The organism is Streptomyces sp. TS71-3 (genome assembly GCF_018327685.1).
Classification (GTDB): domain Bacteria; phylum Actinomycetota; class Actinomycetes; order Streptomycetales; family Streptomycetaceae; genus Streptomyces.
The window spans coordinates 3,849,037-3,871,465 of sequence record NZ_BNEL01000001.1 but is presented as its reverse complement, the minus strand read 5'-3'; the positions used below and the strand labels follow the sequence as shown (position 1 = coordinate 3,871,465).

The following is a 22,429-nucleotide window of genomic DNA, read 5'->3' as shown; positions in this document are numbered from 1 at the left end:
TCACGCGGAGGCTACGCGCGCGGGGGCCACGTGTGCGTAGTGCCACTTACACGGAGGCACGCGCGCGTGGGCCGCGTTTTCCGCTCGGGAGCCCGAGGCCCGGCACCGCGCTCAGCCGGCGCTTGCCGTGCCGCCCTGCCCGCTCGTGCCCCGGCCCACCGCGGTGCCCGCCGTTCCGGTGGAGGCGGCCGGGCTGGGCTCGGCGGTCGGGGACAGCGTCCCGCAGAGCTCCGCGGCCCGGCCGGTCGCATACGGGTCGGTGCCGGCGTGCGGGCCGCCCGGCTGCGCCTTCTGCCCGGCGAGCAGCGGCCGCAGGCGGTCCGCGGAACCGGCCGAGCAGGACAGCGGCCCCGCCTGCACGGAGGAACCGGACACGGCCGCCTGATGCAGCCTGAGGTCGTCGCGGTCGAAGCGGAACACCATCTGGCGGCGGATCGTGAACAGCGAGACCTGGCCGGGTCCGCCCCTGCCGTGCGCGGCGGGACGCAGGGCGTAGACGAACGTGTGGTCGGAGGTGACCTCCAGGGTCTCCGGGCTGGTCTCGGTGACGTACAGGGTGCCCTGGACGCGGATCTCGGGGTCGGCCAACCGGGTGGTGGCGGGGTCGAAGCGGACCAGCCAGCCCGTGGGTGCGTGCCGCCCGTCCGCGGCGGGGTGGGCGAAGCTCCGGTCGAACTGGTCGATCTGCTGCGCGTCCACCAGCAGACGCACCTGGCGCACCGTGCGGCCCGCGAGGACCTCCGGGTCGAGCGAGGACTCGACGAGGTAGTCCTTGGCGGTGGACAGCGCGGTCACCACCTGGCTGTCGGAGAAGTGCGCGGTGCTCCGCGAGACGGGGAGGTTGATGCCCTGCGCACCGACCCTGAACTGCGCGGCGGGGCTGTGCGCGAAGAGGTACGTCGCGTTGTCGGCGCCCGGCACCGGCTTGGGTGGGGCGAGCGGGACGACGGTCATCTGGAGGGGCTCGGCGCGCGGCACGGGCGGGGGCTGGTTCGGCCGGCGCACTCCCAGGTAGACGGCGGTGCCGAAGGCGACGGCGATCAGCAGGACGAGGGCCAGGGCCTGCCGGGGCAGCCCGCGCTTCACGGAGGGGAGGCGGCGCACCGCCGGGGCGTGGTCGGCCATCCGCTCCTGGGCGGAGAACTCCTGGAGCCGGGCAGCCGCCACGAACGATTCGTCGAAGACGACGGATCGGTACTCGTCCTCACCGCCACCCGGCACTCCTTCGGGTGCGCCGTCCGGTGGGTGTCCTCCAGGCCCGCCCATACTCTCAGGGTAGGTCGCGGGGCTCTCAGGTAAACGCACTGCTGCACGACAACTTCGAACAGCTTCCACCCCCGCCCGGCGGCCGACTGCGCGCGCCGCGGCGCCGCCTGACGGCCTGTACTGCGGCTCGGGCGCCGGCAGCGGCGTGCGGGGCTCCGGCGGGCGTGCGCGCCCTGCGTGCGCCAGACGGGAGTTTGACGACAGGCCCTGGGCCGTGTCCGGCGGATCTTCGTGGGCCCGCGACTCCCCCACAGCCTGAAAGGCGCGGGTGGGGGTACCTCCCACGCCCGTTCAGGGCAGTGGGGGAGTGCCCCCAGCACCAGACGCCGCAGGCTGATCCACGAAGATCCGCCGGACACGGCCTAGGGGCCGTGGGACGCGGCGGAGGCAGCGGGCCGGCTGTGCTCGGGCGCGCTCTGGCCGTGCTCCGCGGATGCGCGGGTACGGCCACTCGGGCTGCCGCCGGAGGAGTGATCCGGGTCGTCGTCCTCGGAGGTGCCCTGGGTACCGCTCTGGCCGCCGCCCGGCGTCTTCCCGATCTCCGTCGAGGTGGGCGGCGGCACCCGGTCCTGGCGGCCGGAGGACGCACCGCGGTAGACGGCCGTGAAGGCCAGGGCGACCATGCCGACCCCCATCACCACGGCGAGTACCCAGGCCACCGGGCGGTACCAGCGGGCGGAGGAGCCGTAGCGCAGGCGGCGGCCGTAGCCGTCCTCCAGGAGGTCGGGGTCGTAGAGGTCGTCGTCCAGCTCGCGGCCGTACCGGCCGCCGCCGTCCGGGTGGAAGCCGTCCCCGTAGAGGTCGTCCTCGGAGCGCGAGCGGCGGGTGCGGGCGCGGCGGGCCTCCGCCTCGGCCGCCTCCGCGCGTGCCTCGGCGGCCTCCAGCAGGCGCTCCACGGCCGTGGCCTCGTGGACGGGCGCCGACCTCACGAACTCCTCGTCGAAGACCACGGAGGCGAACTCGTCGTCCGCGCCTCCGTGGTTGTGGTTCTCGTCGGGCTCCTTGCCGTCCGAGAACGGCGCGCCCCCCACATCCTCCGGCACATGACCAGCCTAGACCTGGGGGTTCAATTTGGGCAGACGGTAAGGAAATTCTCCCGGCTCGTGAGACGGCGCGAGACGGCGCGCCGCAGCCCCGGAGCCGCCCCCGGTCTCCGGGCCCGGATCCGGGGGCAGCCGTGTCAGCCGAGGTCAGGGGCGTGTGTGGCCGTCGCCGGTGACGATGTACTTGGTGCTGGTGAGCTCGGGGAGGCCCATGGGACCGCGGGCGTGCAGCTTCTGGGTGGAGATGCCGATCTCGGCGCCGAAGCCGAACTGGCCGCCGTCCGTGAACCGCGTCGAGGCGTTCACGGCGACGGTGGTGGCGTCGACGAGCTGTGTGAAGCGGCGGGCGGCCTGCTGTGAGGTGGTGACGATGGCCTCCGTGTGCCCGGACGACCACAGCCTGATGTGCTCCACGGCCCGGTCCAGGGAGTCGACGACGCCGGCCGCGATGTCGTAGGAGAGGTACTCGGTCTCCCAGTCGTCCGTGGTGGCCGGCACGACCGTGGCCTTGGAGCCCTCGGCATAGGCGAGCACGCGCGCGTCCGCGTGCACCGTCACGCCTGCCTCGGCGAGGGCGTCCAGGGCGCGCGGCAGGAAGGCGGCCGCGATGTCCTGGTGCACGAGGAGGGTCTCCGCGGCGTTGCAGACGCTGGGGCGCTGGGCCTTGGAGTTGATCAGGATGTCGACCGCCATGTCCAGGTCCGCCTGGGCGTCGACGTAGACGTGGCAGTTGCCCGTGCCGGTCTCGATGACGGGGACGCTGGACTCCTCGACGACCGCCCGGATCAGGGAGGCGCCGCCGCGGGGGATGAGGACGTCGACGAGGCCCCGGGCGCGCATCAGCTCCCGTACGGACTCGCGGCTCTCCCCGGGCACGAGCTGGACGGCGTCGGCGGGCAGCCCGGCGCCGCCGACCGCGTCGCGCAGCACCCGCACCAGGGCGGTGTTCGACTGGTAGGCGGAGGAGGAGCCGCGCAGCAGGACGGCGTTTCCGGACTTGAGGCAGAGGGCCGCGGCGTCGACCGTGACGTTGGGCCGGGCCTCGTAGATGATGCCGACCACGCCGAGCGGGACGCGGACCTGGCGGAGGTCGATGCCGTTCGGCAGGGTGGAGCCGCGGACCACCTCGCCGACCGGGTCGGGCAGGGCCGCGACGTCGCGCACGTCCGAGGCCATGGCGCGGACCCGCTTCGGGGTCAGCGTGAGGCGGTCCACGAGCGCGTCACCGGTGCCGGCCTTGCGGGCGGCGGCCACGTCGAGCTGGTTGGCCTCGACGATCTCGCTGGTACGGACCTCCAGGGCGTCCGCGATGGCCAGCAGTACGTCGTCCTTGGTGGCCCGCGGCAGCGGCGCGAGGTCGGCCGCGGCGGCGCGTGACCGGTAGGCGGCCTGCGCGACCGGGGACATCGAGTCGTACGGCGAGCCCGTGAAGTTCTCGGAGAGCGACGTCATGCTGGCAGCGTAATGCGACCCGGGTGGCGTTCCACGCGGTGTTCCACACCCCGAGACGGCCGGCCGGGGCACGGCGGCAGACGGGGGCGCACGGGCGCGTGGCGCCGGAGCGGGCGCGCACGGGCATCGGAGGTCGCGGGAGCGGCGGTCAGGGCGTGCACGGGAACGGGCGGCGCCCACGGCCGGGCCTGCGCCCGGGGCGGGGTGGGCGGCCTGAAGGGCGCGGGCGAAGCCACCGGGACGCACAGGTTCAGGACCGCCGGAAGGCACGGGCTCAGAAAGGGTGCACGCCGACCGGTGTAGCGGGCAGGGGGCCGTGGCCGGCGGCCAGGCGCTGGTGGTAGGTCTCCCGGTCGATGACCTCCAGGCCGACGATCTCCCAGGGCGGAAGCTTCGCGGTCTGCCGGTGCTCGCCCCACAGCCGCAGCGCCACCGCCGCGGCGTCGTGCAGGTCGCGGGCCTCTTCCCAGTAGCGGATCTCCGCGTGATCGTTGGCATACCGGCTGGTCAGCAGGAAGGGGTGGTCCTGGGCGAGCTGCTCAAGGCCCTGCCTGACGTCCTTGAGAGGGGCCTCCGAGCCGGAGACACTGAGGGTGATGTGCCACAAGCGGGGCGCCTGATCGGTGGCGTCGTGCAGCGGCTCCTCGGCCGCGACGCTCACCAGGGGCCGCCCATGGCCCACCGCGGTCAAGGCGCGGGGGGCACCGCCGCCGCGGGACGCCGCCTCTGCGGGTGCTCGTCTCACGGGGTCTCCTTTGCTGGGGGTACCTCCCGGGCCGCCGAGGGCGTTCGGGGAGGTCGAGCGGAATTCACTGCTCAAAGTTGAGCAGGCCGAGCGGTGCCGCGGGGCGCTTTTGCGGAACGTACACACCGGCAGGGTGGCCCGTCCGTCCTGGCCGGCGGGACGCGGCGGACCTCCGGATTCCGCGCCGCGGGCGGCCGGGACTCCCGCGCTCCTCGGACGACGGCTCGGGGGCCGTGCGGGGAGAGCCTTGCGCCGCGGCGCGGGCCGCGCGCCCGTGCACGCACGCGCTACCGCTACGGAGCCGGCCTCGCCGCTACCACGGCACGGTCCGTTGCGCGCCCGCGCACGCGGGGCAGCGCTTACGAGCCGCCGGCCAGGGGCTACGCGCTGCCGGCCGGGGCTACGGCCCCGGGCCCCGGGCTACCGCCCACCGCCCACCGCCCACCACTCACCGCTCACCGGCCGCCGGCTACGGGTGCAGCAGGACCAGGTCGTCCCTGTGTACGACCTCGCGCTCGTAGGCGGGCCCGAGCTCCTGGGCCAGGTCGCGGGTGGAGCGGCCGATGAGCCGGGGGATCTCCTTGGCGTCGAAGCTGACGAGTCCCCGAGCGACGGCGCGTCCCGAGCTGTCGCACAGCTCGACGGGGTCGCCCGCGGTGAAGTCGCCCTCGACGCCCTTGATGCCGGCGGGCAGCAGCGATTTGCGGCCCTCCACGACCGCCCGGACCGCCCCGTCGTCGAGGATCAGGGCGCCCTGCGGGGTGGAGGCGTGCTGGAGCCAGAGCAGCCGGTCGGCGGAGCGCCGCTCGGCGGGCCGGAAGTAGGTGCCGGTGTCCCGGCCCGCGAGGGCGTCGGCGGCCCGGCTCGCGGAGGTGAGGACGACGGGGATGCCGGCCGCGGCCGCGATCCGGGCTGCCTCGACCTTGGTGACCATGCCGCCGGTGCCGACGCCCGCCCGGCCGCTGCCGGCGATCGGCACGCCGTCCAGGTCGGCGGGGTCGCGCACCTCGGCGATCCGGGTGCTGCCCGGCAGGCCCGGGTCGCCGTCGTAGACGCCGTCGACGTCCGAGAGCAGCACCAGGAGGTCGGCGTGCACGAGATGGGCGACGAGGGCGGCGAGGCGGTCGTTGTCGCCGAAGCGGATCTCGTCGGTGGCGACGGTGTCGTTCTCGTTGACGACCGGCAGCGCGCCCATGGCGAGCAGTTTGTCGAGGGTGCGGGCGGCGTTGCGGTGGTGGGCGCGGCGGCTGGTGTCGTCGCTGGTGAGCAGGATCTGGCCGACGCGGACGCCGTACCGGGCGAAGGAGGCCGTGTAGCGGGCCACCAGCAGTCCCTGGCCGACGCTGGCGGCGGCCTGCTGGCGGGCCAGGTCGGTGGGCCGGCGGCGCAGCCCCAAGGGGGCGAGTCCCGCGGCGATCGCGCCGGACGACACGAGCACGATCTCCCGCTCGCCCGGGCCCCGGCGTGCCCGGCCCTCGGCGGCGCCCGCGCGGGCCGGCCCGCCTGCCGGCAGGCACGCGGCGAGCACGTCCACGAGTGCGTCCACGCGGTCGGCGTCCAGGCCGCCCGCGGCGGTGGTCAGCGAGGAGGAGCCGACCTTGACCACGACCCGGCGGGCGTCGACCACCGAGGCCCTGCGGATGCCATCGCCCTCGTTCACCCCTGAACCGCGCTCCCCATGGTCGTGCCTGATCGTGGTGCCCGCCTGCCGGTCCGTGCAGACGTCAGCAATCTACGTGAGGCGGGGTGCGGGGCGCGGGCGGCGTCCAGTCGGTGGACTGCCACAACCCCTGGTCACCACGCGGGTCCATCACTGCGGTCCATCAGCGCGGTCCATCACTGCGGCCCACCACGCCGGTCCATCAGCGCGGTGGCCATCATCCCGTGGCCATTACCAAGCCGCCGTCCGGTGCGTTGAGCGTGGAGCACGACCACGTACCGCAGACAGCGCGGCCGGCCCCGCCCGGGGCGGCACCCTCCGTACCACCGGAGGGCGGCACGCGCGCGTACCGCTTGGAGCAGGAGCACCCCCGATGCCTCCCACCGGCCGCCTCCGCCGCCTCGCCCGGCTCGCCGCCCTCCTGCTGCCGGCGGCGTCCTTCGCCGGGCTGGCGGCCGGTGCGGTGCTCCCCCGTGTGCCGCTGCTGATCTCCTCGGCGGTGGTGGGTCTCGCGATGGAGGCCGTACTGTACCGCTGGCAGCGCGGCGTGAGGACAGCACTCGCCCGGGTCCGCGCGGACACCGCGCTCCGGGCGGCGCTGCGCGACCTGTTCCTGGTCACGGGCCTACTGCGACTGGACGGCGCGGAGCCGGGTGCCCGTCACCTGCCGATCGTCTACGGTCTGCTGTCCTTCTACGCGCTGCACTTCGCGACCCACGCCGTGGCCCTGCTGGTCCGCCGGAGCCGGACGCTGCCCGTCGTCACCCGCAACGTGGACGCCTCGGCGCTGGGGCTGAGACCGGCTCCCCCGGCACTGCTGCTGCGCCGCCCGGGGCACCGGGTACTGCTGTTCGGGCTGCCCTCGACGGCAGGACTGCTGGTCGCCGTGGCCGCGAGCCTGCCGGTGGCGGCCGCGGCCGGGGTCGCGGTGTCCGTCGGGTGTGCGGCGGCGGGCCTCGGCGAGCTGCTGCTGCACCTGCTGCCGGGCCGCAGGGCGCCGGGCGAGGCGGAGGTGCTGGCATGGTTCGACGCCTGGCTCGCCCGGTACCGGCCCACGGTCGGCATGTACTTCTCCGGCGGCGCCTCCTCCGCCTACCAGGCGAACATGTGGCTGGAGCCGCTGGCCCGGCTCGACGGCCGCCCCCTGATCGTCCTGCGGGAACGCCCCATGGTGCAGAGGATCGCCGCCACGGACATCCCTGTCGTGTGCGTCCCCAAGGTGGCCCACCTGATGCGCCTGGAGCGCTCCACCCTCCAGATGCTGATCCATCCGGCCAACTCCGGGAAGACGTCGCAGATCCTGCGGGTCCCCACGCTGAAGCACGCCTTCGTCAACCACGGCGAGAGCGACAAGCTGTCGTCCTGCAACCCGTACGCGAAGGCGTACGACCAGGTGTGGGTGGCGGGCCCGGCGGCACGCGCGCGTTATGCGCTCGCCGACGTCGGCGTCGACGACGCGGACGTGGTCGAGATCGGACGGCCCCAGCTGGACGCCGTCCGGCCCGCGGACGGCACGGACGCGCGCGGCGCGGCAGTCGAGAACGGCGCCGGGAGGGGCGCCGGGAGGGGCGCCGACCGCTGCCTCACCGTGCTGTACGCGCCCACCTGGGAGGGCTGGGACGGCGACCCGGGCAACACGTCGGTGGTCCAGGCCGGGGAGAACGTCGTACGGGCACTGCTCGCCGACGTGCGCGTGCGACTGCTGTACCGGCCGCACCCCCTGACCGGCTCGGTGGATCCGAGGGCGCGCGAGGCGAACGAGCGCATCCAGGCGATGATCCGCGCGGCGAACGCCGAGCCGGCGGCGGATGGAGCGGGTGGCGGGGAGCGGTGGGCGGACGGCGCCGGAGAGCGGCGGCCCGGCCGGGACCGGCAGCCGGACCCTGGCGGCGACCGGCGGCGCGGCCCCACGGGTGACCCGCGGCACGACGGCAGGCGTGCCGCGGCGGAGCTGGCCCTGCGCACCGCGGAGCTCGACCGGCTGACCACCGCGGTCTTCCGGCGCGCGGCGGACGACGTGGAGCGGATGCTGCTCCAGGGCGCCCCGGAGCCCGGCCGCGCGGCAACGGTCGCGAGGGCCGCCGAGGCGTGGGAGGACGCCTACTGGGCCGCACCGCCCGCCGGACGGCACCAGGTCCTCACGGGCGCCCGCCCCGGGCTGTACTCCTGCTTCAACCACGCGGACCTGCTCATCGGCGACGTGTCCTCGGTGATCTCCGACTTCCTGGCGAGCGGGAAGCCGTACGCGGTGGCGAACACCAGCGGGCTGGCGGAAGAGGAGTTCCGGGAGGCGTTCCCGACGGTGCGGGCGGCCACGGTGCTCGGCCCGGACGCCGGCCAGGTGCCCGCCCTACTGCGGAGCGCCCGGAACCCGGCGGAGGACGAGCTGGCCCGCGCGCGTGCCGAGCTGAAGCTGCGGCTGCTCGGCCCGTCGGAGCCGCCGTCCGCGGTCCGGTTCGCCGCGGCGGCGCGGGCCCTGTGCGAGGAAGCGGCCGGGCGCCGCTCGCGCATGACCCGCCGCTCGGCGTCCACGGTGCCGGGCCAGGCGGGCGCGGCGGCACGCGGGCATGCCCCCGCGCGGGGGCGGATGGCCGCTCAGGAGCCCGCGGAGATCCCGGGGCAGCAGGTGTCCGGGTCCGGCACGAAAGAGCCTCAGACGGGCGTACAGGACATCCGCCCGGCCCGGCACCGCCCCTGAGCCGCGGACCCGGCCGACACGCCGGTCGCCCCGCCCCACCCGCGCGCCCCGCGCCGCGCCGACCCACGCACTGGCGACGGACGCCCAGGACCGTCGTCCCCGCACCCAGCCCCACCCAGCCCCACACCCGGGACCGGCCCCTGGCGCCCGCGCCCTCAGGACGCCCTCAGGACGCCGTCAGGTCCCTCCTCCGCCCCCGCCACACCCGCAGGGCCACCCGGCGGGCCGTGCGCAGGCCGGGCCTTCGCCGTCTGCGCCTCAGGCCGGGGATGGCGGCGGTCTCCCCCGCGGACGGCGTGTAGACGGAGTCCGGGATGCCCGCGGCCGCGTCGCGGAAGTGCGGGTAGGCCAGGTAGGCGCGGCGGCCGCGGCGTTCGAGGACCGCCGCCGGGGACTTCTTGCCCTTGAGGAAGGTGAGGACGTCCGCGAGCAGATCGGCGCGGCCCTTCGCCACCAGGTGCAGCCTGAGCCGCTGGTCGACCTTGAGCAGGGCGGCGACGCCCTCCGTCCAGTAGGCGTCCATCAGGGGCCTGGCCAGCTCCATCTTCTCCCGCCGCGTCTCCTCGTCGAGCTTCAGGAAGGAGGGGCCGAACTGCGGCAGGAGCGTGATGACCAGCGGCCGCATCATGAGCGTGTCGCGGCGGGGCCCGGCGGGCACCCGCTCCGCGATCAGGCGCATCAGGGCGCGCGCCGAGTCGAAGCGGGGGACGTGGCTGCCGCGCTTCGTCGCGTGGTTGCCGTCCTCGCGGCCCACCAGGTGGTAGCAGGCGTGGTCCGCCACGATGGAGACGCCGTCGGCGCGCAGGTAGGCGTCCATGGTGAACAGCGCGTCCTCGCCGGTCGTCAGCGACTCGTCGAACCGCAGGCCGTGCCGCTCGATCAGCGCGCGCCGGAAGAGCTTCTGGGCGCTGAGGGTGTACTTGATGTTCGACGAGAAGACGTCGGTGCGGGGAACGTCGCCGTTCCTGAACATGGACTTCGGGGCCCCGCGGTTGACCCCCTCGATCCTGCCGAGCACCACGTCGGTGCCGTTCCGGTCGGCGATCGCGACCATCCGCTCCAGCGCCTCGTCGCCGAGATAGTCGTCCGCGTCGAGGAGGAAGACGTAGCGGCCGCGGGCCAGGCCCAGGCCGACGTTGCGGGGGCCGCTGGGGCCGCCCGAGTTCTCCTGCCTGACCACCCGGACCGAGAGGTCCGTGCGCTCCGCGAACTTCTCCAGGTACTCGCCCGTCCCGTCCGTGGAACCGTCGTCGACGGCGATGACCTCGACGCGGTCGGCGGGCAGCGTCTGCGCCTCGACCGACTCCAGACAGCGGATCAGGTACGGCATCGCCTCGTATGCCCCGACAATGACGCTCACGTCAGGAACGTTCATCCGGCCCCCCAGATTTTCTGCTTTCCTCCAACGGTCACCAGGAAGACAGGCCACCGGGCGTTCACGTTGTATGCATGATCCGTTTCCCTCACGTGAGGTACGTCACGCGCACGTGCATACGAAGACCCGGCCCCGGGGCATGGCCCCGGAACCGGGTCTGCGGTTCCGCCTGTGACCGGACGGAGGACCGGCCGGTGCCGGCCCGTGACCGGGCCGAGGATCAGGCGATCGGCGCCTCGCTCTCGGCGGACGCCGCGTCCGGCTCGGCGTCGGACTCCGCGTCCGGCCCCTCGCCGGGCACCTCCTCGGGCACGCCGTCCTGCTCGACGCGCGGCGCGGGGATGCTGGCGAGCTCGGTGACGGCGCCCAGGCGCTCGTTGCGCACCTCCGCACGGCCCTTGAGGGCGCGCACCGCGGCGTTGAAGCGCTCCATGGACGTCGGCTCGTCCGGGCCGAGCAGGTACTCCTTGAGTTCGGCCCGGGCCGCGGCGAGCGGGTCCGCGCCGGTGTCCCGGACCGCGGCGAGCAGCTCGGGCAGCTCGTTCGCGCTGTTGGAGAGGATCACGGCGGCGCGCACGGCGGTGTTCTGCCGCTTGAACTCCTCGGCGCCGAGCTCGGCGGAGTCGGTGACGGCGTACGGCTTGCCGCTGGCGATGAAGTCCGAGACGACGCTGGAGATGTCGGAGACCATGGCGTCGCTGACGTTGAAGCAGTCGTAGAGGCGGGGCTCCGCGCCGGAGATCACCATGTGCTGCCAGGTCGGGAAGGAGCGCCAGTACGCGGCGTTCCACTCGTCCCTGAGCTGCTTGGCGCGGGCCTCGCGCGCGGGGTCCGCGATGCCGTCGCGGGAGGCCTCCGCCTCGTCGCGCTCGTCGTTGCCGCCGGCGAGGCCGGCGAGCTCCGTCTCGATCCTGGCCAGCTCGGCGCGGGCGGCGGTCCTGGCCTCCTCGTCGACGGTCCAGGCGGGGTCGGCGTCGCGCTGTGCGGCGGCCTTCTCCACCAGGGCGACGATGCGCTCGTGGGCGGCCTTGGCGGCCTTGCTGCGGGTGCCGGTGAACGGGTGCGGCTTGTAGAGGACGCGCACCGCGGGGTCGGCCGCGAGCAGCCCCCGGACGATGTTCTCGCCGGCGAGCAGCAGCGAGGTGTTGCCCGGGTCGTCGTCCCAGCCCTCCCAGGTGGGCGCGTACAGGACGGTGGCGACACGGCCCTGAGGGGTGCTCCTCCCCGGCTCGGCACCGGCCTCGGCCTCGGCGGCTGCGCCCGGCGTGCCGCTCCCGGCGGGCTGAATGGGCGCGAGCTGGGGCCGGCCCACCTCCACGATGTCATCGTCCCGCACGCCGACGTCGGCGAGGGCGTACCGGTCGCGCCCGGCGCGGCCCGCGGTCCACACCTCGTCGTAGACCTTGCTGAACGGGTTGACGCTGGCGATCTTGTCGCTGTCGCCGTGGCCGATGAAGACGTGCTTCATGGTGGGCACGCGCAGCATGTGGATGTTCTTGCCGACGTTCGCGGCGTAGAGCGCGACGCGGACGGACGAGAGGTCCATGTTCATCAGGTGCACGCCGCCGGGCACGCAGATGACGGGCACGCTGGTGCGGGCGAGCTTCTTCAGGATGACGCGCTCGCGCAGGATCACCAGGGGGCGGGTGTCGAGCTGCTCCAGGCTGTCCAGCCACATGTTGACCTGGTAGGCGGAGTCCTTGGAGCCGGAGAAGTAGAGCACCGTCTCGGGCCGGTACTCGCGCAGCCACTCGTCCACCTTGCCGAGGACGCCCTCCGCGCTGGACGGGATCCGCTTGCCGCGCACGTAGGGCAGCAGGGCGAGCAGGTAGCACAGCCCCAGCAGCAGGGTGACGCCGATGCCGGCGAAGCCGACCGCGGACATGTCGGCGACCGCCGCGACGAGCAGGCCCACGACGGCGGCGATGTCCAGGTGCAGCATCTTCTCCGCGGCCCGGTGGGTGAGCAGCCGCGGCGGCGCGTCCGGGATGTGGACCTTGGACAGGTCGACGTTGCGGGTGGCCACCGGCAGCCTGCGGCGCAGCTTGATCAGCGTGGTCAGCGCGCTGTGCGGGGCCTGGAAGCCGAAGAAGACCAGGAAGCAGGCGATGGCCCCGTAGAAGATCGGGTGGGTGGAGAGGTCCATCCGCGCCAGCAGCAGGATGAGCAGCAGCTCGCGCACCAGGAACCGGATCGACAGGCCCGCGCGGATCTTGGCGAGCCGGTTGACCAGGTAGCTCCCGCGCTGGTGGAGGAATCTGTCCGCCAGATACGTCACGGCACCCGCTGCCGCGAAGCCCCCCACGCTCGGTACCAGCGCGGCCACGGTGAGGCCGGCGTACCCCAGCAACAGGAGGACGGCTGCGGTGAGCTCGGCGGCGCTGCCCACACGGGCGACGCGGATGGCGGTGGATATCACTGAAGGACCTACTTCTCGGGGGGCATACCGGCTTTTCAGATGTACGGGCCGGGCGGCCGGACCCGTCTCGTGGTGCGTGGTCTGGTACGTGGGCGGGGTGGCCCCGCGCTGTGCGCGGAGTGTGGCCGGGCGCCGGGCGCGGGTGGCCGAAGGTGCACGGATCGTGCGTGCCGTGCAGGCCGTGTGGAGTCCGGCCCCGACGGGCGCGGGCCCTCAAGATCGCCGTATGGCGCCCCCGAAGGCCCTCGTCCAGGATTGTCGCGGAACGCTACATGCTCGCCTGCCTGTCCAGGCCGGCGGCCAGGGCCTGCTCGAATCCGGACGCCTGGTGCGCCGGCCTGGTGGGGTCCTGCTGGCGCACGTCGATGACGTGGCCGGTGAGCTCGGAGACCAGCACGTCCAGGGAGGCACGGGCCACGGCCTCGGAGGACAGCAGGCTGCCGGCCGGCTCCTGGCCGAAGGCCTTGGTGCGCATCGGGGTCGCCGTGCGCTCCGGGTTGATGCAGTTGACCCGGATGCCGTCGCCCGCCCACTCGTCGGAGAGCGCCTGGGTGAGGTTCACCATGGCGGCCTTGGTGGAGGAGTACAGGCTGTACTCGGCGCGGCCGCGGGTGTAGCTGCTGGAGGTGTAGAGCAGGAGCTGGCCCTGGGTCTCCGCGAGGTACTTGTACGAGGCGCGGGCGATCTGCACCGGTGCCAGGTAGTTGACCTTGAGGGCTTCCTCGATGGTGGCGTTGCCGGTCTCGGCGAGCTTGCCGATGCGCAGGACGCCGGCGGTGTTGATGACGTAGTCGATGCGGCCGGTCTCCGCGTACGCCTGCGAGAGGGCGTCGTCGACGTGCTCCGGGTTCTCGACGTGCGTGCCGGTGGTGGAGCGGCCCAGCGCGAAGGTCCTGGCGCCGTAGCTCTCGGCGAGGTCGGCGATGTCCTTGCCGATGCCGTAGGAGCCGCCGAAGACCACCATCGTCTTGCCGGTCAGCAGCTTGCGGTAGGCGTCCTCGTCGGCCTGCTCGGGGGCGGCGCCGGAGGCCAGCTGGAAGAGCTTGTCGGCGATGAAGACGTCGACGGGCTGGGTGACCTTCATGTTGAACTCGTCGCCCGCGACCACGTGGATCGGCACGTCCGGCAGGTACTTCAGCACCACGGAGCAGTCGTCGGTGGCCTGGAAGTGCGGGTCGTCGGCCGCGATCTCGTACGCCCTGCGGATGGTGGAGAGTTTGAAGGCCTGCGGGGTCTGGCCGCGGCGCAGCCGGGACCGGTCGGGGATCTCGGTGATGAACTCGCCGTCCTCGCCGTGCGTGCGGGTGACGATGATCGTGTCCGCGGACGGGATGGCGACGTCGACGGCCTGGTAGCGCTCCAGGGCGGCCACGCAGTCGTCGATCACGCGCTGCGAGATCAGCGGGCGCACCGCGTCGTGGAAGAGGAGGTTGCGGTCCTCACCCTCGGCCAGACCTTCGCTCAGCGCCTCGATGGCGCGCTCGGTGGTCTCGCTCCTGGTCGAGCCGCCCTCGATGATGGTGGTGACCTTGCTCAGCCCCGCCTTGGCGACGATCTTCTCCACGTCCGGCACGTAGCCCGGAGCCATCAGCACCAGCACGTCGTCGATGGAGTCCGCGCGCTCGAAGGTGCTGAGCGTGTGCTCGATGACCGCCTTGCCGGCGATCTTCAGCAGCTGCTTCGGAATCGACAGACCCACCCTTTGGCCGGTACCACCGGCCAGGATCACTGCTGTGGTGCGGGGCTTGGCTATGACCTGGGACACGGGCTACCTACCTCGGAGCTACTGGGAACTTTGCGATGGTCCCACTCGCGGTTACCGCCATGCAAGGTGACCGATGTGTACCGCACATGTGCCGTCAATCGCTGGTTCACCTTGATGCGCCAGCCAGAGGCCACCAGATCTCCCCCGTGCCGCTGTGATCGATTGCACATGGGAATCCGGCACCGCCGAACCGGATCCCAGCCGGGATCATTCCGCGGAGCCGTATGCGTTCACGCCCGGCCCTGAAGCACCCACCAGCAGACTCTTCGCCGGAAACCGATGGCAGAGCCGAACCTTTGCATATGCAGTTACGGCTCCCAGTGTGCCCGCTCCCGGGGTGAAACTCTCCGCGCGTCACTCCGGAGCCGTTCGGGCCGCGATCCCCGAGCTGAACGGTGTCCGCGCCCTCGCCGTCACGCCGGCGACGGGTGTGACCAGGCCCATTTCGTCACCTGAACGTAACCTTCAGGCTGAGAGAGGTAACTCACAGAGCGGCCGGGCTTCCGGGGGCGGCCGAGCAGGGTCGCTGGCGCCCTGGCTTCGCAGCACAGGCCGCGCGCTCCGGGCGGGGCCGCACCGGGTAGGGCGGGCTCGCTCCGGGGCGAGCGGGCTCGGGCCGGCTCCCGCGCCGGATGGGCTCCGACGCCGGGCCGGCTTCCGCGCCGTCCCGGCCCCGCGCCGTCCCGGCCCCGCGCCGGGACGGCTCCGGCGCCGGATGGGCGGGGCGGGCGGGTCAGAACGGCCCGAACTCGTCGTACTCCCGCTCGGACTCGTCCCGTTCGGCCTGGCGGTCCTTGCGGCGCTGGGCGGCGGGGCGTGGGGCGTCGAGGCGGTGGTCCTCGCCGCGGCGGCCGAGCATCTCGGCGCCGGCGAGCATGGTGGGCTCCCAGTCGAAGACGACGGCGTTCTCCTCGGGGCCGATGGCCACGCCGTCACCGGGGCGGGCGCCGGCCTTCAGGAGTTCGTCCTCGACGCCGAGGCGGTTGAGGCGGTCGGCGAGGTAGCCGACGGCCTCGTCGTTGTTGAAGTCGGTCTGGCGCACCCAGCGTTCGGGCTTGTCGCCGCGGACCCGGAAGAGCCCGTCGGCTTCCAGGGTGACGCTGAAGCCCGCGTCGTCGACGGCCTTGGGGCGGATGACGACCCGGGTGCTCTCCTCCCGGGGCCGCGCGGCGCGCGCCTGCGCGACGAAGTCGGCGAGCGCGAACGACAGCTCCCTGAGCCCGCTGTGGCTGACGGCGGACACCTCGAGGACCCGGTGGCCGCGTGCCTCCAGTTCGGGCCGGACCATCTCGGCGAGGTCCTTGCCGTCCGGCACGTCGGTCTTGTTGAGGACGACGACGCGGGGGCGGCCGTCCAGGCCGCCGTACTGCCTCAGCTCCTCCTCGATGACGTCGAGGTCGGAGACCGGGTCGCGGTCGGACTCCAGGGCGGCCGTGTCGAGGACGTGCACCAGGACGCTGCACCGCTCGACGTGCCGCAGGAACTCCAGGCCGAGGCCCTTGCCCTGGCTGGCGCCGGGGATCAGCCCCGGCACGTCGGCGATGGTGTAGACGGTGGCGCCGGCGGTCACCACGCCCAGGTTGGGCACGAGGGTGGTGAACGGGTAGTCCGCGATCTTCGGCTTGGCGGCGGAGAGCACCGAGATCAGCGACGACTTGCCCGCGCTCGGGTAGCCGACGAGCGCGACGTCGGCGACGGTCTTCAGCTCCAGCACCACGTCGCCGGAGTGGCCGGGCTCGCCCAGCAGCGCGAAGCCGGGCGCCTTGCGGCGCGCCGAGGCGAGGGCGGCGTTGCCGAGGCCGCCGCGGCCGCCCTGTGCGGCGATGCACGAGGTGCCGTGGCCCACCAGGTCGGCGAGGACGGTGCCGTCCCCGCCGAGCACGACGGTGCCGTCCGGCACGGGCAGCACGAGGTCCTGCCCGTCCTTGCCGGCGCGGTGGCCGCCCTCGCCGGGGCGGCCGTTGGTGGCCTTGCGGTGCGGGCTGTGGTGGTAGTCGAGCAGCGTGGTCACGGACTGGTCGACGACGAGGATCACGTCGCCGCCGCGCCCGCCGTTGCCGCCGTCGGGCCCGCCGAGGGGCTTGAACTTCTCCCGGTGCACGGAGGCGCAGCCGTGGCCTCCGTTACCCGCGGCGACATGCAGTTCGACGCGGTCCACGAAGGTGGTCATGGTCAGTGCCTCCAGAACGTCAGGGTTCGCCGGGCTGTCCTGCGCCGCGGCGGTGTGCGCCGGGGCCTTGTCCCCCGGGGCTTTCATACGCAGAAGGCGGACCCGCTTCCCCGCACCGGGAGAAGGGAGGTCCGCCTTCGGCAGTGGCTGTGGCGATCGGTGCCGTACCGATCAGCTCTGATCCGGCAGGGTGCCGGTCAGGGGACGGGAACGATGTTCACGACCCGGCGGCCGCGGCTGGTGCCGAACTGCACCGAACCGGCCTCCAGGGCGAACAGCGTGTCGTCCCCGCCGCGGCCCACGCCCGAACCGGGGTGGAAGTGCGTGCCGCGCTGGCGGAGGATGATCTCACCGGCGTTGACGACCTGGCCGCCGAAGCGCTTGACGCCGAGCCGCTGAGCGTTGGAGTCGCGACCGTTCCGGGTGGACGATGCGCCCTTCTTGTGTGCCATGTGTTCTCAGTCCCTTACTTCGCAGCCGTGGGGATCTCGGTGACCTTGATCGCCGTGTACTGCTGGCGGTGGCCCTGCCGGCGGCGGTAGCCGGTCTTGTTCTTGTAGCGCAGGATGTCGATCTTCCTGCCCTTGTGGTGGTCCACGACCTCGGCCTGGACCTTGACGCCGGCCAGCGCCAGCGGGTCGCTGGTGACGGTCTCGCCGTCGACGAGCAGCAGCGCGGAGAGCTCCACCGCGTCACCGACCTGGGCCGTGGAAATCTTGTCTACCTCAACGATGTCACCGACCGACACTTTGTGCTGGCGGCCACCACTGCGCACGATGGCGTACACGCGGATCTCACTCTCTGTGCTCGAAGCGGGACCTCTGACGCCAGCCGCTCACACGGGCAGAACCCGGCAACCTACGGGAACGACCCCGGCGGAAGGAACGGCCTCTTCGGACGGGCTCCTTGGGGAACCATCCGGAGGAAGGTGCTCAGAGGCGCGGCGTACAAACGCCGACGGCCAAGATTACACGGGCCACGTTCCCCCGACCAAACCGACCACCGCACCCGGAGGGGGCGCGGGGAACTGCGCGATCAACCCCCACCCGCCCGCGGCCGGCAGACAACCGCAAGGGGCACGACCGCACCCGAAGGGGCGCGGGGATGGGGGTACCTCCCACGCCCTCAAGGCAGTGGGGGAGCAACCAACCCCGTCGTGGCGAACGAGACGGCCCCCCGCACCCCGACCGGGGCACGAGGGACCGCAGGTCAACGCACCGTCACTCGTCCGCAGAAGCCGTAACGGAAGCCGGAGACTGCTGCTCGGCCGCCGTCGTCGTCTTCGACGACTTCTTGGCGGACGCCTTCTTCGCGGACGCCGCCTTCTTGGTGGCGGCCTTGGCCGCCGTCTTCCCGGCGGGCGCCTTCTTGGCGGCACTCTTGGCGGCCGTGGCCTTCTTGGCGGCCGTCTTCTTGGCGGACGCCGTCTTCTTCGCCGCGGTCGTCGTCTTGGCGGCGGCCTTCTTCGCCGTCGCCCGCTTCGCCGTCTTGCGCGCCGCCCGCTTGGCCGCGGCGGCGCTCTCGGCGTCCTCCGCCTCCTCGCCGGGCTCCTCCGCCTCAAGTGCCTCGGGAGCCTCGGCGCCTTCCGCGGTCTCCTCCGCCTCGGCTGCCGCGGCCTCCTCGGCCGCCTCCTCGTCGCGGCCCGCGGCCTCGTTGGCCTCCGAGACCTCGGCCTCCGCTGCCGCGCCCGGGGAGACGACCACGACGGCGGTCTCCTCGGAAGCGGTCGGCGCGGTGGCCTTGCGCACGGCACGGCGCCGCGGGCGGGCCGGAGCCGCGCCCTCCGCGCCCTCGGGCTCCACGGCGGCCGGCTCGGCCGCGGGCAGGGCCTCGGGCTCCGGCGCCGCGCTCTCCGGCACCGTCACCTCCGCCTCCTGCGGCGCCCCCGCCGGGGCCGCCGACTCGCGGGTCACCCTGCGGCGGCCGCGGCCCCTGGGGGCCGGCGCGGACGCGGCGGGCGCGAGCGCGGACTCGGCCAGCGGCTGGCCGGGCTCGCTCGCGGTCTCCTCGGGCTCGGCGAGCGCCTGCGGCTCGGCCGCGGCCTGCTCGGACCTGGCCGTGGCCTCGGCGCGCCCCTGCGCCTCCGCGGTGACCCTGGGCGCGCCCGCGGGGGCGGACACGCGGCGGGTGGCACGGCGGCGGCTGCGGCGCCCGACCCGTCCGGCGGCGGCCTCCGCCTCGGCGACGCTGCTGTAGAGCTCCTCGTCCGGCTCGAACTCGGGGCTGGGCAGCGCCACCGGCTCGGCGACCTCCGCGGCCACCTCGGCGGCCGTCTCGGCCGGCAGGTCCCGGTCGGCGGGCTGCGGCTCGGGACCGGCCTGCTCCGGCACGGTCTCGGCGGCGCGGCCGCGCTTCTTGCGCTTGCCTCCGCCGCCCACCGCGGACGGCTGCTCCATGTGCACGATCAGGCCGCGGCCGTTGCAGTGCACGCAGGTCTCGGAGAACGACTCCAGGAGGCCCTGCCCGACCCGCTTGCGGGTCATCTGGACCAGGCCGAGCGAGGTGACCTCGGCGACCTGGTGCTTGGTGCGGTCCCGGCCCAGGCACTCGAGCAGGCGCCGCAGCACCAGGTCGCGGTTGGACTCCAGCACCATGTCGATGAAGTCGATGACGACGATGCCGCCCAGGTCGCGCAGCCGGAGCTGGCGGACGATCTCCTCGGCCGCCTCCAGGTTGTTCCTGGTGACGGTCTCCTCGAGGTTGCCGCCCTGGCCGGTGAACTTGCCCGTGTTGACGTCGACGACGACCATCGCCTCGGTCTTGTCGATCACCAGCGAGCCGCCACTCGGCAGCCAGACCTTGCGGTCCAGCGCCTTCAGGAGCTGCTCGTCGATCCGGTAGGTGGCGAACACGTCCGTCTCGGAGGTCCAGCGCGTCAGCCGTCCGGCGAGGTCCGGGGCGACGTGCGAGACGTAGCCGTGGATGGTCCCCCAGGCCTCGTCACCGCTGACGATCACCTTGGAGAAGTCCTCGTTGAAGATGTCGCGCACGACGCGGACGGTGAGGTCCGGCTCGCCGTACAGCAGCGTCGGGGCGTTGCCGGTCTTGGCCTTCTTGCGGATCTCGTCCCACTGCGACTGGAGGCGCTCCACGTCCCTGCGGAGCTCGTCCTCGCTCGCGCCCTCCGCGGCGGTGCGCACGATCACGCCCGCGTTCTCGGGGACGATCTTCTTGAGGATCGTCTTCAGGCGGGCACGCTCGGTGTCGGGCAGCTTGCGGCTGATCCCGGTCATGGAGCCCTCGGGCACGTACACCAGGTAGCGGCCCGGCAGGGAGACCTGGCTGGTGAGGCGGGCTCCCTTGTGGCCGATGGGGTCCTTGGTGACCTGGACGAGCACCGACTGGCCGGACTTCAGCGCGCTCTCGATGCGCCGGGGGCCGCCGGAGAGGCCGAGGGCCTCGAAGTTGACCTCGCCGGCGTACAGGACGGCGTTGCGGCCCTTGCCGATGTCGATGAAGGCGGCCTCCATGGAGGGCAGCACGTTCTGGACCTTGCCCAGGTAGACGTTGCCCACGTAGGAGGTCGACTGCTCCTTGTTGACGTAGTGCTCGACGAGGACGTTGTCCTCAAGGACGCCGATCTGCGTGCGGTCGCCGTGCTGGCGCACCACCATGACGCGCTCGACGGCCTCACGGCGCGCCAGGAACTCCGCCTCGGTGATGATCGGCACCCTGCGGCGGCCCTGCTCGCGGCCCTCGCGGCGGCGCTGCTTCTTCGCCTCCAGGCGCGTCGAGCCCTTGATGGACTGCACCTCGTCGGAGCTGGTCGGCCGCTCGTCCTTCTTGCGGGGCTCGCGGACCTTGACGACGGTGCGCTCCGGGTCGTCCGAGGAGTCTCCTCCCTCGGACCCCGAGTCGCCCGCGCGGCGGCGCCTGCGGCGGCGGCGCCGGCTGCTGCTGGAACCCGAGTCGTCGGAGTCGTCACGCCGCTCGGCGCCCTCGGCCTCTTCCTCGTCGTCGCCGTGCTCGGCGTCCCCGCGGTCGCCGTCGTCGTGGTCGTCGTGCTCGCCGGAGTCGCCGCCGTCCGCGGACTCGCCGCGGCGGCGCCTGCGGCCGCCCCGGCGGCGCCTGCGGCGCGAACCGGTCTCCTCGCCGTCGTCGCCGTCGGCCGCGTCATCGGCTTCGTCGGAGTCCTGCCCGGACGCGTCGGAGTCCGGCTCGTCCGCGGGCCGCTCGGCGGGGGTTTCGGCGGCGGCACGGCGGCGCCTGCGGCGGCGCGAACGGCTCTCCGTCTCCTCCGTCTCGTCGAAGTCCTCGGAGGCATCGGCAGCCGGGCCCTCGTCGGCAGCCTCCGCGGCGGCCTCGGCGGCGGCACGCTCGGGCGTCTGGAACCTGGGCTCGGCGAACACCGGCGCCTGGAAGACGGCGACGGCGGGGCGTGCCGGCCGCTTCTCGGGCTCGTCCTGCGCGTGTGCCGACACGACCGGCCGGTCCGGATCCGCGGCGGAAAGCTGCGACGGCACGGAGGGCCCCGGCTGGGACGTCTCGGACTGCTGCGGCACGGACGGCGCCGTCATGGCCGCGGACTGCGCGGACGCAGCCGCGGTCTGCTGCCCCGGCTCCGCGAAGCCGCCGGCCGCCTTCCGCGTCGCCCGGCGCCGCGCGCGGCGCGGCTCGGCGGGCTCGTCGGTGCCGTCGTCGGAGGGGGTCGTGCCGGGTCCGGCGAGGGGTTCGGTGCCGGTCTCCGCGGCGGGCTCGGTGCCCGGTCCGGCGGAGGACTCGGTGGAGGTCTCGGGGGCGGAGGCGGCGCGCTCGGCCCGCTTCCTCCTGCGCCTGGTCGCGGGGCCGCCGGCCGCCTCTTCGGCGTCGGCCGGGGCACGGCTGGCGGGTACGGAGGCGGTCTCGGCGGTGGTCTCGGAGGCGTCGGTGGTGCCGGCCTGCGGGGTCTTCGTGCCGGTCGCGGTAGAGGCGGCGGTCCCGGCGGAGGCTTCGGTGTCCTCAGCGGTGGCCGACTCCTCCGTGTCGTCGGTGGCCTGGGTGGCCTGGGCGTCCTCGGTGTCGTCGGCGCTCTGCTCGGCGCTCGGGGACTGCGCCACGTCCTGCGCGGCGTCCTCGGCCTGCTCTGCGTTGTCCGCGGTGGCCTCGGCGGCCTGTGCGGTCTCCGCCCCGGCGGACGCGGCGGCTTCGCCGGTCCCGGCGGCGGGCGTTTCGGCCGCGACAGCGGCCTTCGGTGCGCCCGCGGGCGCCGACGCACGGCGACGCGTGCGGCGGAAGGGTGCGGCGGAGGTCTCCGTACCGGTGGCGCCGGTCTCGTGAGCGTCCTGCGCGTCGGGTGCGGAACCGTTGGCGGGAGCGGTGGGCTCCGCCGCGGCGGATACGGATGCGGTCGTCTCGGCGACGGCCGGGGTGGGTGCCGTGAAGGAGGCGGCGTCGGCCGACTCCGCACCCTTGGGCGGCGTGCCGGCGGGTGCGACGGCACGGCGGCGCCGCCGCGGGGGTGCCGCGGACTCGGCCGGCTGCTCGGTGGCGGGCTCCGGGGCGACGGCCTCGGTGCCGGCCTGCGCGTCGGCGGCCTGCGTGCTGGCGTACGCGGTGGTGTCACCGGCCGGCGGATCGGTGGGTTCCCCGACGGCCGGCTCGGACGCCGGGCCCGTGCCGCCGGTCGCGGCGGTGGGGAGGGTCATGGAAGCGGCCTCCGGCTCGGCACCGTTCTGAGACGCGCTGGTCTCGGGCGGGCCCGCCGGTCGGGACGCTGCTCGGCGACGACGCGGTGGGAGCGTGTCGCTGGGGGTCGTCATGAAGTTTTCCGAGCCCTCATTGGGTTCGTTCGGCTCAAGCATGCGGGCGGTTCTCCCGTCAGGCTCCCGGGCGCCGCGCTGTACCGGTGACGTCCGCG

Annotated in this window: 13 protein-coding genes; 1 reads left to right on the top strand and 12 read right to left on the bottom strand. The window is 73.9% G+C overall.

What is annotated here, in order from left to right; all coding sequences use genetic code 11:
- Positions 1-111: 111 nt before the first annotated feature.
- From Sm713_RS15615 to proB, 5 genes are all read right to left on the bottom strand, one after another.
- A complete protein-coding gene (locus tag Sm713_RS15615; protein WP_249416306.1) occupies positions 112-1,266 on the bottom strand; it encodes a hypothetical protein in 1,155 nt (384 codons plus the stop codon).
- 362 nt (positions 1,267-1,628) lie between these two features.
- Complete coding sequence (locus tag Sm713_RS15610) at positions 1,629-2,309, bottom strand: hypothetical protein (protein WP_212910221.1); 681 nt, start codon at positions 2,307-2,309, stop codon at positions 1,629-1,631.
- Positions 2,310-2,456: 147 nt separating this feature from the next.
- Complete coding sequence (locus tag Sm713_RS15605) at positions 2,457-3,761, bottom strand: glutamate-5-semialdehyde dehydrogenase (RefSeq protein WP_212910220.1); 1,305 nt, start codon at positions 3,759-3,761, stop codon at positions 2,457-2,459.
- Positions 3,762-4,035: 274 nt separating this feature from the next.
- The gene (locus Sm713_RS15600) at positions 4,036-4,506 is read right to left on the bottom strand and encodes a hypothetical protein (RefSeq protein ID WP_212910219.1); all 471 of its coding nucleotides are present in this window, start codon (positions 4,504-4,506) and stop codon (positions 4,036-4,038) included.
- Positions 4,507-4,975: 469 nt separating this feature from the next.
- Positions 4,976-6,133: a glutamate 5-kinase gene (gene proB / locus Sm713_RS15595; protein ID WP_212912031.1), complete on the bottom strand. Its 1,158-nt coding sequence runs from the start codon at positions 6,131-6,133 to the stop codon at positions 4,976-4,978.
- 406 nt (positions 6,134-6,539) lie between these two features.
- Between proB and Sm713_RS40425 the strand changes: the two genes are divergently transcribed.
- Positions 6,540-8,864, top strand: coding sequence for a hypothetical protein (locus Sm713_RS40425; RefSeq protein WP_249416305.1), 2,325 nt, complete (start codon positions 6,540-6,542; stop codon positions 8,862-8,864).
- Positions 8,865-9,030: 166 nt separating this feature from the next.
- Here the strand turns inward: Sm713_RS40425 and Sm713_RS15580 are convergent, their stop codons facing one another.
- The 7 genes from Sm713_RS15580 to Sm713_RS15550 form a co-directional block, all read right to left on the bottom strand.
- Entirely contained in the window at positions 9,031-10,239 is a 1,209-nt protein-coding gene (locus Sm713_RS15580) for a glycosyltransferase family 2 protein (protein ID WP_212910218.1), read from the bottom strand.
- Between the two features lie 220 nt (positions 10,240-10,459).
- Positions 10,460-12,658, bottom strand: coding sequence for a hypothetical protein (locus Sm713_RS15575; RefSeq protein WP_212910217.1), 2,199 nt, complete (start codon positions 12,656-12,658; stop codon positions 10,460-10,462).
- A gap of 268 nt (positions 12,659-12,926) precedes the next feature.
- Positions 12,927-14,423 carry a bifunctional cytidylyltransferase/SDR family oxidoreductase gene (locus Sm713_RS15570; protein ID WP_212910216.1) on the bottom strand — a complete coding sequence of 499 codons (1,497 nt, stop codon included), beginning with the start codon at positions 14,421-14,423 and terminating at the stop codon, positions 12,927-12,929.
- A 733-nt stretch (positions 14,424-15,156) separates the two neighbouring features.
- Complete coding sequence (obgE, locus tag Sm713_RS15565) at positions 15,157-16,593, bottom strand: GTPase ObgE (protein WP_212912030.1); 1,437 nt, start codon at positions 16,591-16,593, stop codon at positions 15,157-15,159.
- Positions 16,594-16,790: 197 nt separating this feature from the next.
- Positions 16,791-17,045 (bottom strand): 50S ribosomal protein L27, encoded by a 255-nt coding sequence (gene rpmA / locus Sm713_RS15560; protein WP_212910215.1) that lies wholly within the window; start codon positions 17,043-17,045, stop codon positions 16,791-16,793.
- A gap of 14 nt (positions 17,046-17,059) precedes the next feature.
- Positions 17,060-17,380: a 50S ribosomal protein L21 gene (rplU, locus tag Sm713_RS15555; protein ID WP_212910214.1), complete on the bottom strand. Its 321-nt coding sequence runs from the start codon at positions 17,378-17,380 to the stop codon at positions 17,060-17,062.
- 433 nt (positions 17,381-17,813) lie between these two features.
- Complete coding sequence (locus Sm713_RS15550) at positions 17,814-22,217, bottom strand: Rne/Rng family ribonuclease (protein ID WP_374195988.1); 4,404 nt, start codon at positions 22,215-22,217, stop codon at positions 17,814-17,816.
- Between the last annotated feature and the right edge of the window lie 212 nt (positions 22,218-22,429).